The following is a 15092-nucleotide window of genomic DNA, read 5'->3' on the forward strand; positions in this document are numbered from 1 at the left end:
GACTCACGGGAGTTCGGCGGGCCTTCACCCGTAAGCGACGGACCGTTCAGTGCGCGAAGCCCCAGTCGAGCACCTTCGCCGCGTCGCCGAAGACCTCCTTGTCGGCGCCGACGATCGCTCCGACCAGGGTGCGGTTGTCCCGCTTCGCCGCGAAGACGAGGGAGTAGCCGGCCTCCTCGCCGCTGCCGGTCTTGACGCCCAGCGCGCCGTCGTAGCTGCTGAGCAGGTCGTTGGTGGTTTCCCAGGTGTAGTACCGGGTGCGGCCGTTGGCGGCCGGGGCCTCGGCCTCGTACTTCTTCAGCTTCACGACGTCGGCGAAGACCGGCTGGAGCAGGGCGCGCTGGCCGAGCTTGGCGAGGTCGCGGGCGGTGCTGCGGTTGTCGCCGTGCGAGATGCCGTCGAAGGAGTCGAAGTGGGTGCCGGTCATGCCCAGTTGGGCCGCCTCGGCGTTCATCTGGCTCACGAAGTCCGCGATCCGCGCCTCCGTGGTGTTCCCGACGCCGTAGTTGTCGGCGAGGGCCATGGCGGCGTCGCCGCCGGAGGGGATCAGCATGGCGTGCAGCAATTGGCGGGCCGTCAGCTTGTCGCCGGTCTGGAGGTCGGCGGTGCTGGCGCCGTTCTCCTGGACGTAGTCGCGGTACTCCTGCTTGACCGTGATCTGCCGGTCGAGCCACTCCGGGTGCTTGAGCACGACCACGGCGGTCATGATCTTCGTGGTGCTGGCCATGGACACGCTCTCGTCGGCCTTGGCACCGGCCCACATCTCGCGCTCCTGGCTGCCGTCGCGGGCGTCCAGGAGGTAGGCGTGCTCGGCCGCGCTGTCGGGGACGTCCTGGGTCGTGGCGGCCGACGCACCCTCGTCCTGGTTCGCGGAGTGCGTGGCGGCCGGCGTGGCCGCCTGGGCGATGCCACCGGCGGTGATCGGCAGGACGGCGCCGAAGAGCGCGACCGTCGCGAATCTGGCTCCTGTCCTGTGCAGCCGGTTGGGTCGGGCATGGGAACCCATGGGACGTCCCCTCCTCCCGGCGTGGTCAACGCCGGTTCGTCACGGTAAATCGGTGCACCACGAACCTACTTGCCCGCCGCCCGTCGACGTCAAGATCGGCGTGTCATAACCGGGTAACAGCGCCCTAGCCGCGTGAAGAAGGTGTGTGGACTGTGCGTGTCATTCGCCGTCGAAGGCCCTGCGTGCGCTTTCGATCTCCGGCATGCGGGTCGTGGCCCAGTCCAGCAGCACGTCGATCGGGCGACGGAGCGTCTTGCCGAGGGGTGTGATCCGGTACTCGACGGCGACCGGCCGGGAGCTGAGCAGTTCGCGCTCGACGATGCCGTTGCGTTCGAGCCGCCGGAGCGTGGCGGTGAGGGATTTCTGTGTCACCGCGGGGATGGCGCGGCGCAGTTCGTTGAAGCGGCAGGGCCGTTCGCACAGTTCGTTGAGGACGCTCAGCGACCACTTGTCCAGCACCTGGTCGAGGAGTTCCCTGTGCGGGGCGGTGACGCGCAGTTCGTCGTCCGGGGCGGGGGCGGTATCCATGCCGAAACCTGGTCTCGTTGAAGTGTCCTTCGTGCACCAGGTAGCAAAGGTATACCTGCCAGTCGATACGACATGAGGAGCCCCGATGTCCGTGCGCCGTTTCACACCTGCCGGAATGCCGCAGCCCACCCCGTACCACCACGTCGCCGTCGCCACCGGCACGCGCCATGTGTACGTGAGCGGCCAGATCGCCCGCACCCCGGACGGCGCCCAGGTGGCACCGGGCGACCTCGCGGGACAGGTCGCGCATGCGCTGCGCAACACCGCGACGGGGCTCGCCGGGGCGGGGGCGACCTTCGACGACGTGGTGCGGCTGACGTTCTACGTGGTGCGGTGGACGCCGGAGCAGATCGACGCGTTCATGGCCGGGGTCGACCAGGTGACCGGGGAGTTGGGCCTCGGCGACCGGCTTCCCCCGGCCTCGCTGATCGGGGTCGACCACCTCTTCGAGCCCGACGTCCTCGTGGAGGTGGAGGCGACGGCGGTGCTCGACTGAGCCGGGCGGGCGTGCGGGGTGGGGGGCCGCCCGCCCCGCACGTCAGTCGGGCAGGGTCCGGTCCTCCCGGTGTGCGCCGTAGAAGTCGACCTGGCGCTCCATGACCGCCCGCATCGGTGTGCCGCGCGGCACACCGTAGACGGTGCCCGGGAAGTCCAGGCGCTCCTGTTCCTGCCACAGCTCGTCGTGCTGGTCGGGGGAGAACAGCCGGGCCGGGTCACCTGCCGCGATCCAGCCGATGGGCACCACACTGTCCGGGCTCAGCCGGGAGTTGACGTGCAGCACGCTGTTGATCCGCAGCTCCGAGCGCGCGCCCGCCACCGACCCGGGGAACATCGACACCCCGGTCGCCACGAACACCTCGTCCTCTACATGCGCCCCGTTGATGTGCGCGTGCGGCCCGACCAGCACGGAGTCGCCCAGCACCGCGGGGTGTTCCGCCCTGCCCCGGACCAGGGCGTTCTCCATGACCACGACGTCCCGGCCGGTGCGTACTTCGCCGTCCTCCGCGGTGAGCACGGCTCCGTGCAGGACACGGGCGCGCTCCCCCAGGACGACGGCGCCGCACAGCACGGCCGACGGGGCGACATAGGCGGACTCGGGGACCACGGGCCGTTTTCCACGGTGCTCGATCAGCATGCCCATGGAGCGTAGGGCAGGCGGGGACCGTCGGCACGCCCCTACGGGCTTCTTCAGGCTCCGAGGCGGTGGACGCTCACCGCGTAGCCGCCGTCCTCGTACGGCGCCGCGTCCCAGGTGGCGAACCGGTCCAGCAGGGTCAGCCCGGCCGCCGCGCAGCACCCGTCGTACTCGGCCAGTGTGATGGTGGGCGGCACGGGCAGGTGGGCGGCGTCGAGGCCGAAGCCCGCGACCAGCAGGCCGCCCGGGCGCAGGGTCGCGGCCAGGCGCTCGACGACCGCGGCCTCGGTGCCGGGGGTGAGGAGCGGCATGACGTTCCCGGCGGCGACCACGAGGTCGAAGTCCGTGGCGATGTCGAGCGCGGCCGGGTCGAATTCGGCGAGGTCGGTCCGGAACCAGGGCAGGTGCGGTGCCCGCTCCCGCGCCACGTCGAGCATGGAGTCGTCCAGGTCGATGCCCACGCAGTCGTACCCGAGCTCGGCGAGCCGGATCATGACCCGCCCGGTGCCGCACCCGGCGTCCAGCACGCGGGCCCCTGCGGGCACGAGCGCCGCGCAGAACGACGCCTCTCCGTGCACGTCCTTTCCGCTGCGCGCCAGCGCCTCGAAGCGGGCGGCGTACTCGCCACCGGACTTTCCACCGGTCAGTTCCTGCCAACGACTCATGGGGCGACTCTAGGTCGTCGGCGCGGCACGGTCCTGTCCGCCCCTCGCCTCACGCACGCCGATCGCCCCCGCTGAACAGCCTGTCCAGATGCGCGTCGATGGCGTCGAGCGCCTCCTGGGGCCCGACCACGTCGAGCTCCAGCAGGGGGGTGAGGCCGGTGAGGGCGAGGAGCAGATTGGTCTCGGTGGCAGGGTCGCGGTCCGCGTCGATGTGCCCGTCGGTGATCGCCTGGCGGACCAACTGCTCGACCAGTTCCCGCCCTTGGAGCAGGCCTCGGCGCGCCTGCTCGTGAACGGCCTCGTCGTGCAGCGCCTCCAGGACGTAGGCGGCGCTCATCCGGCTGGTCGCGCGGGCGTCCGCGTGCAGAGGGAGCATTTCCGCGAGCGTCAGCCGCAGAACGTCGCGGGGGTGCGGACGGTCACCGAGCTCCGCGAGTCCCCTCTCGACACGCATCGAGGTCTGCTCGGACGCGAAGTCCATGGCGAAGGAGAGCATGGCGGCCCGGGAAGCGAAGTAGTGCTGCAGCTGCCCGAGGGAGATACCGGCCTCCTGCGCCACCACACGCATCGTCAGTTGCGAGACACCGCGCAGCTCCACCACACGCCACAGTGCCCGCGCGATGACTTCTCGGCGTCCGCGGTGATCCACCTGTTTCGGCATCGCCAGTGTCTCCCTTGCCGCCCCGAGCTCTTTCCAATACGGTTGACATAATACACTTGACCCATAAACCTGGCGACCACGCCGACGAGGGGAAGCACCATGCCTGTGCGACTGCCGGAACAGCCAAGGGTGCGGACCGTGGAAGGAACGGTGCAGGGGCTCCGCCGGCAGGGCCACGCGGTGTTCCGAGGCATCCCCTACGCCCAGCCCCCGGTCGGAGCGCTCCGCTTCGCCGCGCCCGCCCCGCCGCTCCCCTGGTCCGGAACACGGCAGGCCACGGAGTTCGGCCCCACCGTGCCGATCTCCCTCCCGATCGACACCGGCCCGCCCCAGGGCACGGACTGGCTGACCCTGGACGTCGGCACCCCCGATCCGGGGGCGGCCGGACTGCCCGTGCTGGTGTGGCTCCCGGTCGGCGGCTACGTCTCGGCGGCCTCCAGCGACCCGATGTACGACCCGGCGGCGCTGGCCGGGGCGGGCATCGTCGTGGTGACCATCAACTGCCGTGTCGGCGCGGAGGGGTTCGCGTTCCTCGACGACGCGCCGCCCAATCGCGGATTCCTCGACCAGATCGCGGCGCTCGAGTGGGTGCGGCGCAACATCGCCGCCTTCGGAGGCGACCCCGACCGGGTCACCGTGGGGGGAACGTCCGCGGGCGCGGGGTCGGTGGCCGCCCTCCTGACGATGAAGCGGGCGCGCGGCATGTTCCGGCGGGGGATCGCCCACTCGGTGCCGGGCCTGCACAGCACTCCCGCGCTGGCGCGCGAGGCCACCGCCACGCTCGGGGACCGGCTCGGCGCGACGGCCGCCACCGCCGCGGCCTGGCGCGAGATCGACCCATGGTGTCTCGCGGCCGAACTCACCTCCCTCAACAGTGACATCCAGGCACACCGGGAGCGCTGGGGACGGCTCACCGAGACCGGCACCGCCCTGTGCCCGGTCGTCGACGGCGAGATCCTCCCCGAGACACCCTGGCCGGCCCTGCGCGGCGGCCGGGCGCAAGGGACCGAGCTGCTCGTCGGCCACACCCGCGACGAGTTCCGCTTCTTCAGTGTCATCAGCGGACGGCGCGGCACCTTCACCGAACGCGACGCCCGCGCGGCCCTGGACCTGCTCGCCCCGCGACCGCACGGCGCGGACCGCTACCGGGCCGAGTTCCCGCAGGCATCACCGGAGGAGCTGGTGGAGACGGTGTACTCCGACGCGCTCTTCCGCATGCCGTCACAGCAGTTGGCGGAGGCCAATGCCGCGGCCGGTGGCGCCTCGTACCTGTTCGAGCTGAGCTGGGCCGCCCCGGTCCTCGGCGGCGCGCTCGGCGCGTGCCACAGTCTCGACATCCCGTTGGCGTTCGGCACCCTCGACAGTCCGGTCGGCAGGCAGCTCATCGGCGACGAGCCCACTCCCGAAGCACGCGCGCTCTCCCGCGAGTTCAGGGACACGTGGGTCCGCTTCATCAGCACCGGCGACGCCGGCTGGCCCGCTCACCGGCCCGACCGGCGGCTGACCCGCGTTCTGGACACCGAACCGGAGACCCTGCCCTACCCCGAACAGGCATCGCGCCGGATCTGGGAAGGCCACGCCCCCGCCCCCTTCGACCTCTCGTAGGCGAGAAACGGAGCAGTGCCGATGAAGAGCATCCACGTGACGGTCTGGGGCGAGGGCGCCGCAAGGGGAGCGCCCGCGGTCTTCGTGCACAACATTTTTACGTGGGGCAGCGACGAGATGTACGGTTTTGCCGCCCAGCGTCCGCTGGGCGACCAGCGCCGTCTGCTGCTGGTGGACCGTCGGGGCTACGGCCGCAGCCCCGACACCGACCGCAGCGACTTCGACACCGACGCGGACGACCTGGTGGAACTTCTCGAACGTCAGGCCGACGGCGCGCACCTGGTCGGTCACGGCAACGGCGGCCTGGCGGCCATGCTCGCCGCCGCCCGCCGCCCCGACCTCGTACGCTCGCTGGCCCTCATCCAGCCCGCCGCGTTCTCCGCGGCCGCCGGCCACCCGACGGTCGAGGCCATGCTGAGCCGGGTGCGCGAGAGCCCCGGTGTGCCGGATTCCGTCACACCGGAGGAGTACTTGCGCGCTTCCACGGAAGGGCTGGGAATGCCCATGCCCGCGCCCACTGCGCAGCGCTTGCGCGCCGTCGCCACGTCGATGCGCGAACGCCCGGTGTGGGAGGCGACGGTGGCCCTGGAACCGCTGCGGGCCGCCCCGTGGCCGAAGCTCGTGATCTGCGGGACCTGGCAGGACGCACCGGAGCTGTACCGCACCTACGCGGGTGAGCCGCTGATCGCCTGCGCCGAGGCCGTCGCGGCCACCGTCGGGGCCCGTCTGGTGCGCGTGCCCGGCTACTACCCGCACACCCAGCAACCCGCCGCCGTCAACGCGGCCCTGCGCGGACTCTGGGAGCGGCGACGCGGCTGACCGAGCCCGCCGTCAGCCCGTGGGATCCGCACAGTCCCCCGCGATCTCGTCCACCAGATCGATCAGCGCATGCAGCGCCGGATTCGGATCCCCCGCCCGCCACGCCAGGGCGAGCGGCAGCGGTGGGATGTCGCGGGCCGGGATGAGGACCACGCCGGGGACCTTGAGGTGGCTCGCGGAGGACGGGACGAAGCCGATGCCCACGCCGGCGCCGACCAGCGTCAGGATGGTGTGCGTGTCGGGTGCCTCCTGGACGATGCGCGGGCTCGACCCGTGGGCCAGATAGGCGGTGTGGATCAGGGCCACGATGCCCGCGCCCCGATTGGTGGGGTGGCTGACGACGGGTTCCTCCTGGATGTCGGCCATGCCGATCTCCTCGCGCGCGGCGAGCCGGTGGCCCGCCGGGAGTGCCACCACGATGCCGTGCCGGGTCAGTTCGCGGGCCTGGATGCCGGTGCCCGCGACCGGCAGCCGCATCAGGCCCGCGTCGATCTCGTCGTCGGTGAGCCGGGTCACCAACTCGCCGCCGTACACCGGACCGTGGATCTCCAGGCGGACCCGCGGCCGGTGTTCGCGGAACTTGCGGGTCATCAGGATCAGCACCTCGTGGGAGGTGGGTCCGCTGAACCCGAGCCGTACCACCCCGGTCTGTCCGCTCGCGGCCCGGCGGGCGGCCAGCGGCGCCTCCTGCGCGGCCCGCAGCGCCCTCCGCGCCTCCGTCAGGAACGCCTCCCCCGCCGCCGTGAGCGCCACCTGCCGCGTCGTGCGGCGCAGCAGCGTGACGCCGACCTCGTGCTCGAGGCGCTTGATCTGCTGGGACAGCGGCGGCTGCGACATCCGCAAACGCTCCGCCGCCCGCCGGAAGTTGAGCTCCTCCGCGACCGTCACGAACGACCGCAGGTGCCGCAGCTCCACGTGAACTCCCGTTCCTTCGCAGGTCATCGGCGATTGTGTCGCGCCGCCGAATCAACGGTAGGGAAATTTGGTGTTAGACGAAACCAGTCGGCAGCCATAGCTTCGCTGTGAGCGCGATCACGTTGTTCCCCCACGGAGTTCCCCTGCCCACGCCCGGACGACGACGTCCGCGGCCGACCGGAAGGACGGGACGAGATGCCGAGCACACGGCTTCCCGCAGAGGAGAAGATGGCCCGAAGGGCGGGCTGGGCCTCCTACCTTGGCTCAACCATCGAGTGGTACGACTTCTATGTCTACGGCACCGCCTCGGCCCTGGTGTTCGCCCCGCTGTTCTTCGCCGACGTGCCCCCGGCGGTCGGTGTGCTGCTCTCCTTCGTCACGTTCTGGGTCGGCTTCCTGGCCCGTCCGCTCGGCGCCGTCCTGTTCGGTCACCTCGGCGACCGCCTGGGCCGCAAGAAGGCGCTGGTGGCGACGTTGCTGCTGATGGGTGTCAGTACGGTCGGCATCGGGTGTCTCCCCACGTACGGGCAGATCGGTGTGGCCGCGCCGATCCTGCTGACCCTGTTCCGTACCGTGCAGGGCATCGCGCTCGGCGGTGAGTGGGGCGGCTCGGTCCTGATCACCACCGAACACGCCAAGAAGGAGCGCGGGTTCCTGTTCGCGGCCTTCGCCCAGCAGGGCTCCCCCACCGGCCGCATCCTGGCGACCCTTTCCTTCCTGGCCGTCGGGCAGCTCTCCGACGAGGCGCTGCTCGCGTGGGCCTGGCGCATCCCGTTCCTGGCCTCCGCGCTGCTGGTGATCATCGGCCTGGTGATCCGGCTCAGCCTGGAGGAGTCCCCGGCGATGGTGTCGCTGCGGGCCACCGACCAGACGGTGAAGGTGCCGGTCGTCACCCTGTTCCGGGAGCACTCCAAGCTGCTGCTGCTCGGTGTCGGCGCCGCGTTCACCGTCTTCGCCATCGTCTACGCCCGTGACACCTTCGCCCTGTCCTGGGCGACCGGCGAAGTCGGCATGGACCGGCAGGACTTCCTCACCGTCATCCTCGTCGCGAGCATCGTGCAGTTCTTCGTGCAGCCGCTCGGCGCCGTGCTGGCCACCCGCTGGGGCGTCCGCAAGGCCGTCACCGTCATCCTGGCCTGCCAGATCCCGACGATCCCGGTCATGTTCGCCCTCATCGGCACCGGCAGCTTCCCGCTGGCCGTGACCGGCGCGGTCCTCGCGACCATCCCTGACGTCATGTACTACGCGATCGTCGCGGGCATGTTCGCCCAGGCCTTCCCCGCCAAGGTCCGCTACACCGGCATCTCCACGGCGTACGGGCTCGCGGGCGTGCTCGGCGGTCTGGCGCCGGTCATCCTCCAGTCGCTGCTGTCGGCCTCCGGGACGATCGTGCTGCCCGTCCTGTTCGTGGTCGTCCTCGGTCTCGTCTCGCTCGTCGCTGCCCGCGCCTTCCTCACCCTGTCGGCCAGGACCGCCGACCAGGAACAGTCGACCGAGGCGCCACCCGCCGTCGTCAACTGACCTGCCCCTACGCGTACTTCGTCTCTCGCAGTTCCGAGGAGGAACCGTGCAGCAGCACGCAGCCCACCCCCGTACCGACGACGCCCTGAACTCGCTCCTGCACCCCCGCTCCATCGCGATCCTCGGCGCCTCCGACACCCCGACCAAGCTGTCGGGGCGGCCCGTCGACTACCTCAAGCGGTTCGGGTTCACCGGACGCATCCTTCCCGTCAACGCCAAGCGCGACCAGGTGCAGGGCCTCACCGCCTACCGGGGCCTCGACGACATCGACGGGGACATCGACCTCGCCATGATCATGCTGTCGGCCGAGCAGTCCGCCGACGCCGTCCGCGCCTGCGGCCGGCGTGGCATCCCCGCCGCGATCCTGGGCGCCTCCGGCTTCGCCGAAGTGGGCGGCCGGGGCGTGGAGTTGCAGGAGGACCTGAAGGCCGCGATAGCCGAGAGCGGGGTGCGGGTCCTCGGCCCGAACTGCCTCGGCATGATCGCCTCCCGCGAGCGGGCGCTGCCCACCTTCACCTCCGCGCTCGACGAGGACGCCGACCTGGTCGAGGGCCCCATCGCCTTCCTCAGCCAGAGCGGCGCCTTCGGCGGCTTCGTGTTCAACGCCGCCCAGAACCTCGGCATCGGGATCTCCCACTACCTCAACACCGGCAACGAGGTGGACCTTTCGGTCGCCGAACTGGTCGAGGGACTGGTTCGCAGCGACGATACGAAGGTGATCCTCGCCTACCTCGAAGGTGTCACCGGCGGCCGCCGCCTGTTGGACGCCGCCCGGGAGGCACACGAGCGGGACAAGCCGATCATCGCCGTCAAGGTCGGCCGTTCCGAGGCTGGCGCCCGCGCCGCGCAGTCCCACACGGCCTCGCTCGCCGGTGAGGACGCGGTCTTCGACGGGGCGGTCGGCCAGTACGGCATCCTGCGCGTGGACGGCCCCGAGTCGATGCTGGAGGCGGCGCAGATCTTCTCGACCGGCCGCCGGGCGGCGGGGCGCAGGCTGACCTCGCTGTCCGTCTCCGGCGGCGCGGGCGCCCTGATGGCCGACGCGGCGGCGGGCCACGGCATCGAGGTCCGTGCCTGGGACGAGGAGTGGCAGCGCACCATGGCCGCCGCGATCCCCGGCTACGGGTCGCCGCGCAACCCCGTCGACCTCACCGGCACCCTGGTGGCCGAACCCGACATCCTGCGGCGCTCGTTGAAGGTGGCCGTCGAGCACCCGGGCACCGACATGATCGCCGTGCTCCTGGGCTGCGCGGACAACTGCGCGGACACCCTCATCGAGGCCCTCGACGAGGCGTACCGCTCGACCGAGAGGCCCTTCGTGGTCGTGTGGACGGGCGGCAGCGGCCGTCCCCGCACCCGCCTGCGCGAGCTGGGCATCCCCTGCTACACCGATCCCGCGCAGGCCGCCCGCGCCCTCGGTCTGCTCGCCGACTTCAGCCTGCGACCCGCCCTGCCCGCCCCCGAGCGGCCCGCCGACGTCGACACCGAGGCCGCCCGCACCGTTCTCTCCCGCGCCCGCGCCGAGGGCCGCACCCAGCTCGACGAGTACGAGTCGACGCAGCTGATCGCCGCCTACGGGGTCCGTACCGCCGCCTCGCGACTGGCCGCAACTCCGGACGAAGCGGCAGCCGTGGCCCAGGAGTTGGGCGGCCCCGTCGCCGTGAAGCTGCTGTCCGAGCGGATCGGGCACAAGAGCGACATCGGCGGCGTCCGGCTCGGACTCGACGGTGCGGACGCGGTCCGCGAGGCCGCCGCCGACGTGCTGCGCATCGCCTGCGAGGCCGGTGTGGACGACGCCCGCGTCCTCGTGCAGCGCATGGCCGACGGCGGCGGCACCGAGCTGATCGTCGGCGTCAAGAACGACCCCGTGTTCGGCCCGGTCGTGGTCACCGGGCTCGGCGGCATCCTCGTCGAGGCGCTCGCCGACAGCCGGGTGGCCGTGGCCCCCGTCGACCCGGCGGGCGCCCGCCGCATGCTGCACTCGCTGCGCGGCAGCCGCCTGTTCGGCGAGGTGCGCGGCAAACCCGCCCGCGACGTCGAGGCCGCCGCCGACACCATCGCACGGCTGTCCTGGCTGGCCGCCGACCTCGGGGACGAGCTCGCGGAGCTGGACGTCAATCCGTTGCTGCTCGGCGCGGCGGGCGAGGGGGTACTGGCCGTGGACGCGCTGGCTCACCTCACGCCCCTCAACTGACCCACCTGGAAAGGAGTTTCACGATGGAAGCCGAGGAGTTCGAGGCGGTCGTCGCCGCCGTCCACACCCTTGTACGGGAGGACGTGGTCCCGCGCGAGGACGAGATCGAGGAGACGGACGCGATCCCGGAGGACGTCCGCCGCAAGGCCGTCGAGATGGGCCTGTTCGGGTACACGCTGCCGGAGGCGTACGGCGGGCTCGGCGCGAGCCTGTCCGAGGATGTCCGGCTCGCCTTCGAGTTCGGGTACACGACGCCCGCGTTCCGCTCGATGTTCGGCACCAACAACGGCATCGCGGGCAAGGTCCTCGACAACGCGGGCACCGAGGAACAGAAGAAGCACTGGCTGCCCCGGCTCGCCGAGGGAGCGGTGGCGTCGTTCGCGCTGACGGAAGCCGAGGCGGGTTCCGACCCCTCGGGCCTGACCACGCGCGCCGTCCGTGCGGGCGACGGCTATGTCATCAACGGCAGCAAGCGGTTCATCACCAACGCCCCGCTCGCCGACCTGTTCGTGGTGTTCGCCCGCACCGGCGAGGAGGCGTCCGGGACGAAGGGCATCTCCGTGTTCCTCGTCGAGGCTGGTCTGCCGGGTGTCTCGGTCGGTCCGAAGGACGCCAAGACCGGGCAGGCGGGCGCCTGGACCGCCGAGGTGTTCTTCGACGACGTACGGGTCGACAGGTCGGCGCTCGTCGGCGGCGAGGAGGGCGCGGGCTTCGGCACGGCCATGCGGTCCCTCGTACGCGGCCGGGTGCACATCGCGGCGCTGTGCGTCGGGATGGCCGAGCGGATCCTGGAGGAGTCCGTCGCGCACGCGGCGACCAGCAAGCAGGGCGGCCGCCCCATCGGCGAGTTCCAGCTCGTGCAGGGAATGCTCGCCGAGATCCAGACGGGTGTGCTCGCGGGCCGCGCGATGGTCGTGGACGCCGCCGAGAAGTACGACTCCGGCGAGGACCGGAAGATCCGCCCGTCGGCCGCGAAGCTGTTCTGCTCCGAAATGGTGTCGAAGGCCGCCGACCTGGCCGTGCAGATCCACGGCGGCATGGGCTACATGCGCGGCACCGTCGTCGAGCGCTGCTTCCGCGACGCCCGGCTCTTCCGTATCTACGAGGGCACCAGCGAGATCCAGAAGGTCATCATCGCCAAGCAGCTCCTGCGGCAGGCCCGGTCATGATCGAGCCCGCCGTGGACATACGGTGCGAGGGCCCCGTCCACACCCTCACCCTGAACCGGCCCGCCCGCCGCAACGCCCTCGACCTCGCCGACCGGCGCGAACTCCTCGCCGGGCTGCGGGAGTCCGAGCGCGACCCGGAGTGCCGGGCGATCGTGCTGGCCGGTGCGGGCGAGGTGTTCTGCGCGGGCGGTGACATCCGCTCCATGTCGCAGGACCCGGACGTCGCCCGCGAACGCCTCGCCGTGGTGGGCGATGTGGCCCGCGCCCTGGTGTGCTCGGCGAAGCCGGTGGTCGCCGCGGTGCGCGGCGGCGCGTACGGCCTCGGCCTGGGGCTCGCCGCAGCCTGTGACTACGTCGTGGCCGCCGACGACGCCCGGTTCGCGGCCTCCTTCGCCAAGATCGGGCTCACCGCCGACTCCGGCCTGAGCTGGAGCCTCGCGCAGCGCGTCGGCCCCGCCCGCGCCAAGGAGATCATCCTCTTCGCCGAGGACCTGAACGCCGCCGAGGCCCAGCGGATCGGCCTGGTCAGCGAGATCGTCGCGGCCGAGAAGGTGGCCGCGCGGGCGCGGGAGCGGGCGGAGCGGCTCGCCGCCGCGTCCCCCGCCATGGTCGCCGCCACGAAGCGGATCTTCGCGCAGGAGGCGCAGGATCTCGACGCGGTCCTCGACGCGGAGGCCGAGGCGCAGGTCGCACTGCTCGCCGGGGAGGGCTTCGCGGAGGGCCGGGCGGCCTTTCTGGAGCGCCGCCGCCCGGTCTTCCCGGCGTGAGCCCCACCCCGTACGCGTACGAAGCGAGAGGAGAACACATGCCTCACCCGACGGCGTCCCGCTCCCGCCCCCTTGAGGGCATGCGGATCGTCGAGCTCTCCAGCTACGTGGCCAGCCCGCTCGGCGGCATGACCCTCGCGCAGTTGGGCGCCGACGTCATCCGCGTCGAGCCGCTGAACGGCGCCCCGGACCGTACCCGGCACCCGCTCGCCGACAGCGGGACGAGCCTGTACTGGTCCGGCCTGAACAAGGGCAAGCGGGCCGTCGAGGTCGACATGCGCGACGAGGAGGGGCGCGAGCTGATCGCGGCCCTGGCCACCGGCGGCGGCGCGGGCGGCGGCATCGTGCTCGCGAACTCCGAACGCCACCAGGACCTTTCGTACGAGGCCCTGGCCGCCCGCCGCCCCGACCTGATCCATGTGCTGCTCACGGGCCGCCGGGACGGGTCGGCCGCCGTCGACTACACCGTGCAGGCCGCCACGGGCTTTCCGCAGCTCACCGGCCCGGAGAGCACGCCCGACCCGGTCAACCACCTGATGCCCGCCTGGGACGTCGCCGCCGGGCTGTACCTCGCCGTCGGACTGCTCGCCGCCGAACGCCACCGGCTGCGTACGGGTGCGGGCCAGCAGGTCCGTGTCGCCCTGGAGGACGTGGCGCTGGCGACGGCCGGGAACCTCGGGTACCTCGCCGAGGCCCAGCTGGGTGCCGCTCCACGCGCCCGCGGCGGGAACTACGTCTACGGCACCTTCGGCCGCGACTTCGCCACCGCCGACGGCGGCCGCCTCATGGTCGTCGCCCTCACCGAACGGCACTGGCGTGGGCTGCTCGGTGTCACCGGGCTGACCGACGCGGTCGACGCCGTCGGCCGTGCGCTCGGCGCCGACCTCTCCGACGAGTTCGAGCGCTACACCCACCGCAAGGTACTCGGCGAACTGCTCGCCGGCTGGTTCGCGGCACGCACCCTCGCCGAGGCACAGGAGGCGCTCGCCCGCACCCGCGTGCTGTGGTCCACGTACCGCACATTCGCCGACCTGGCCGCCGACGACGCCCAACTGCTGCGCGCGCACCCGCTGATGGCACGCGTCGACCAGTCCGGTGTGCCCGCGCACTGGGCACCCGGCTCGCCCGTCGTCATGGCCGACACCCAGTCCACGCCGGAGCCCTCGCCCACGGTCGGCCAGCACACCGAAGACGTACTTCGCGACGAACTCGGGCTCGGGGACGCCGAGTTGGAGAAGCTGGGCGAGGCGGGTGTCATCCGTCCCCCTCGCCGGCCCGCGCGCCCGTTCACCACCACCATCGGAAGCTGAGGACATTCATGGCACTACTGGCCGACAGGACCGCGGTCATCACGGGCGGCGCCCAGGGCATCGGGCTCGCCATCGCCAAGGCGTACGTACGCGAGGGCGCGAAGGTCGTGCTCGGCGACCTCAACCTCGACGCGGCCGAGACCGCCGCCAAGGAACTCGGCGGGCCCTCCCTCGCACACGCCATACGCTGCGACATCACCGAGGCCGCCCAGGTGGACACACTGATCCGGGCGGCGATCGACACCTTCGGCTCCCTCGACATCATGGTCAACAACGCCGGCATCACCCGCGATGCCACCATGCGCACCATGACCGAGGACCAGTTCGACCAGGTCATCGACGTGCACCTCAAAGGCACCTGGAACGGCACCCGCAAGGCCGCCGCCGTGATGCGCGAGCAAAAACGCGGCGCGATCGTCAACATCTCCTCGCTCTCCGGCAAGGTCGGCATGGTCGGGCAGACCAACTACTCCGCGGCCAAGGCCGGCATCGTCGGCCTGTCGAAGGCCGCCGCCAAGGAGATGGCCCACCATGGTGTGCGCGTCAACGCGATCCAGCCGGGCCTCATCCGCAGCGCCATGACCGAGGCGATGCCGGAGAGGGCCTGGGACCAGAAGATGGCCGAGATCCCGATGCGGCGCGCGGGCGAGGTCGAGGAGGTCGCGTCCGTGGCCCTCTTCCTGGCTTCGGACCTGTCGTCGTACATGACCGGGACCGTGCTGGAGGTGACGGGCGGCCGTTTCATGTGAGTTGGGGCCGGTGGCCCGGCCATCAGCCCGTCCCCGTACATCCGCACC

15 protein-coding genes are annotated in these 15092 nt (G+C 71.7%); 9 read left to right on the forward strand and 6 right to left on the reverse strand.

Features of this window, described 5'->3' with window-relative positions; translation table 11 throughout:
• Nucleotides 1-46 precede the first annotated feature (46 nt).
• Together ACFV9W_RS06065 and ACFV9W_RS06070 are read right to left on the reverse strand one after the other, a co-directional pair.
• Nucleotides 47-1006, reverse strand: a complete 960-nt coding sequence (locus ACFV9W_RS06065; RefSeq protein WP_385756058.1) for a D-alanyl-D-alanine carboxypeptidase family protein — start codon at nt 1004-1006, stop codon at nt 47-49.
• 159 nt (nt 1007-1165) lie between these two features.
• Entirely contained in the window at nt 1166-1534 is a 369-nt protein-coding gene (locus ACFV9W_RS06070; protein ID WP_385756060.1) for a winged helix-turn-helix transcriptional regulator, read from the reverse strand.
• Between the two features lie 85 nt (nt 1535-1619).
• On the opposite strand from ACFV9W_RS06070, the gene ACFV9W_RS06075 reads away from it, so the two are divergent.
• Complete coding sequence (locus ACFV9W_RS06075; protein WP_385756061.1) at nt 1620-2030, forward strand: RidA family protein; 411 nt, start codon at nt 1620-1622, stop codon at nt 2028-2030.
• Nucleotides 2031-2072: 42 nt separating this feature from the next.
• On the opposite strand, the gene ACFV9W_RS06080 is transcribed toward ACFV9W_RS06075, so the two are convergent.
• From ACFV9W_RS06080 to ACFV9W_RS06090, 3 genes are read right to left on the reverse strand one after another with little or no spacing between them, the layout of a single operon-like run.
• Nucleotides 2073-2669, reverse strand: a complete 597-nt coding sequence (locus tag ACFV9W_RS06080) for a gamma carbonic anhydrase family protein (RefSeq protein ID WP_385756063.1) — start codon at nt 2667-2669, stop codon at nt 2073-2075.
• 53 nt (nt 2670-2722) lie between these two features.
• A complete protein-coding gene (locus ACFV9W_RS06085; protein ID WP_385756065.1) occupies nt 2723-3334 on the reverse strand; it encodes a class I SAM-dependent methyltransferase in 612 nt (203 codons plus the stop codon).
• Between the two features lie 49 nt (nt 3335-3383).
• Nucleotides 3384-3995, reverse strand: coding sequence for a TetR/AcrR family transcriptional regulator (locus tag ACFV9W_RS06090; protein WP_385756067.1), 612 nt, complete (start codon nt 3993-3995; stop codon nt 3384-3386).
• Between the two features lie 99 nt (nt 3996-4094).
• Between ACFV9W_RS06090 and ACFV9W_RS06095 the strand changes: the two genes are divergently transcribed.
• A complete protein-coding gene (locus tag ACFV9W_RS06095) occupies nt 4095-5600 on the forward strand; it encodes a carboxylesterase/lipase family protein (RefSeq protein ID WP_385756069.1) in 1506 nt (501 codons plus the stop codon).
• Between the two features lie 21 nt (nt 5601-5621).
• Nucleotides 5622-6419 carry an alpha/beta fold hydrolase gene (locus tag ACFV9W_RS06100; RefSeq protein WP_385756070.1) on the forward strand — a complete coding sequence of 266 codons (798 nt, stop codon included), beginning with the start codon at nt 5622-5624 and terminating at the stop codon, nt 6417-6419.
• Between the two features lie 12 nt (nt 6420-6431).
• On the opposite strand, the gene ACFV9W_RS06105 is transcribed toward ACFV9W_RS06100, so the two are convergent.
• Nucleotides 6432-7334 carry a LysR substrate-binding domain-containing protein gene (locus ACFV9W_RS06105; RefSeq protein WP_385756072.1) on the reverse strand — a complete coding sequence of 301 codons (903 nt, stop codon included), beginning with the start codon at nt 7332-7334 and terminating at the stop codon, nt 6432-6434.
• A 195-nt stretch (nt 7335-7529) separates the two neighbouring features.
• On the opposite strand from ACFV9W_RS06105, the gene ACFV9W_RS06110 reads away from it, so the two are divergent.
• The 6 genes from ACFV9W_RS06110 to fabG are packed head-to-tail and all read left to right on the forward strand — an operon-like array spanning nt 7530 to nt 15044.
• On the forward strand, nt 7530-8855 hold the full coding sequence (locus ACFV9W_RS06110) for an MFS transporter (RefSeq protein WP_385756074.1): 1326 nt from the start codon (nt 7530-7532) through the stop codon (nt 8853-8855).
• A gap of 46 nt (nt 8856-8901) precedes the next feature.
• Nucleotides 8902-11049, forward strand: coding sequence for an acetate--CoA ligase family protein (locus tag ACFV9W_RS06115; RefSeq protein WP_385756076.1), 2148 nt, complete (start codon nt 8902-8904; stop codon nt 11047-11049).
• Between the two features lie 23 nt (nt 11050-11072).
• Entirely contained in the window at nt 11073-12218 is a 1146-nt protein-coding gene (locus ACFV9W_RS06120) for an acyl-CoA dehydrogenase family protein (RefSeq protein WP_385756078.1), read from the forward strand.
• Nucleotides 12215-12985 carry an enoyl-CoA hydratase/isomerase family protein gene (locus tag ACFV9W_RS06125; protein ID WP_385756080.1) on the forward strand — a complete coding sequence of 257 codons (771 nt, stop codon included), beginning with the start codon at nt 12215-12217 and terminating at the stop codon, nt 12983-12985. Before ACFV9W_RS06120 ends, ACFV9W_RS06125 begins: the two co-directional genes overlap by 4 nt.
• A 38-nt stretch (nt 12986-13023) precedes the next feature.
• Nucleotides 13024-14295 (forward strand): CoA transferase, encoded by a 1272-nt coding sequence (locus ACFV9W_RS06130; protein ID WP_385756082.1) that lies wholly within the window; start codon nt 13024-13026, stop codon nt 14293-14295.
• A gap of 8 nt (nt 14296-14303) precedes the next feature.
• Nucleotides 14304-15044, forward strand: a complete 741-nt coding sequence (gene fabG, locus ACFV9W_RS06135) for a 3-oxoacyl-ACP reductase FabG (RefSeq protein WP_385756084.1) — start codon at nt 14304-14306, stop codon at nt 15042-15044.
• The last annotated feature ends 48 nt before the right edge of the window (nt 15045-15092 follow it).

Source organism: Streptomyces sp. NPDC059897, assembly GCF_042730865.1.
Classification (GTDB): Bacteria; Actinomycetota; Actinomycetes; order Streptomycetales; family Streptomycetaceae; genus Streptomyces.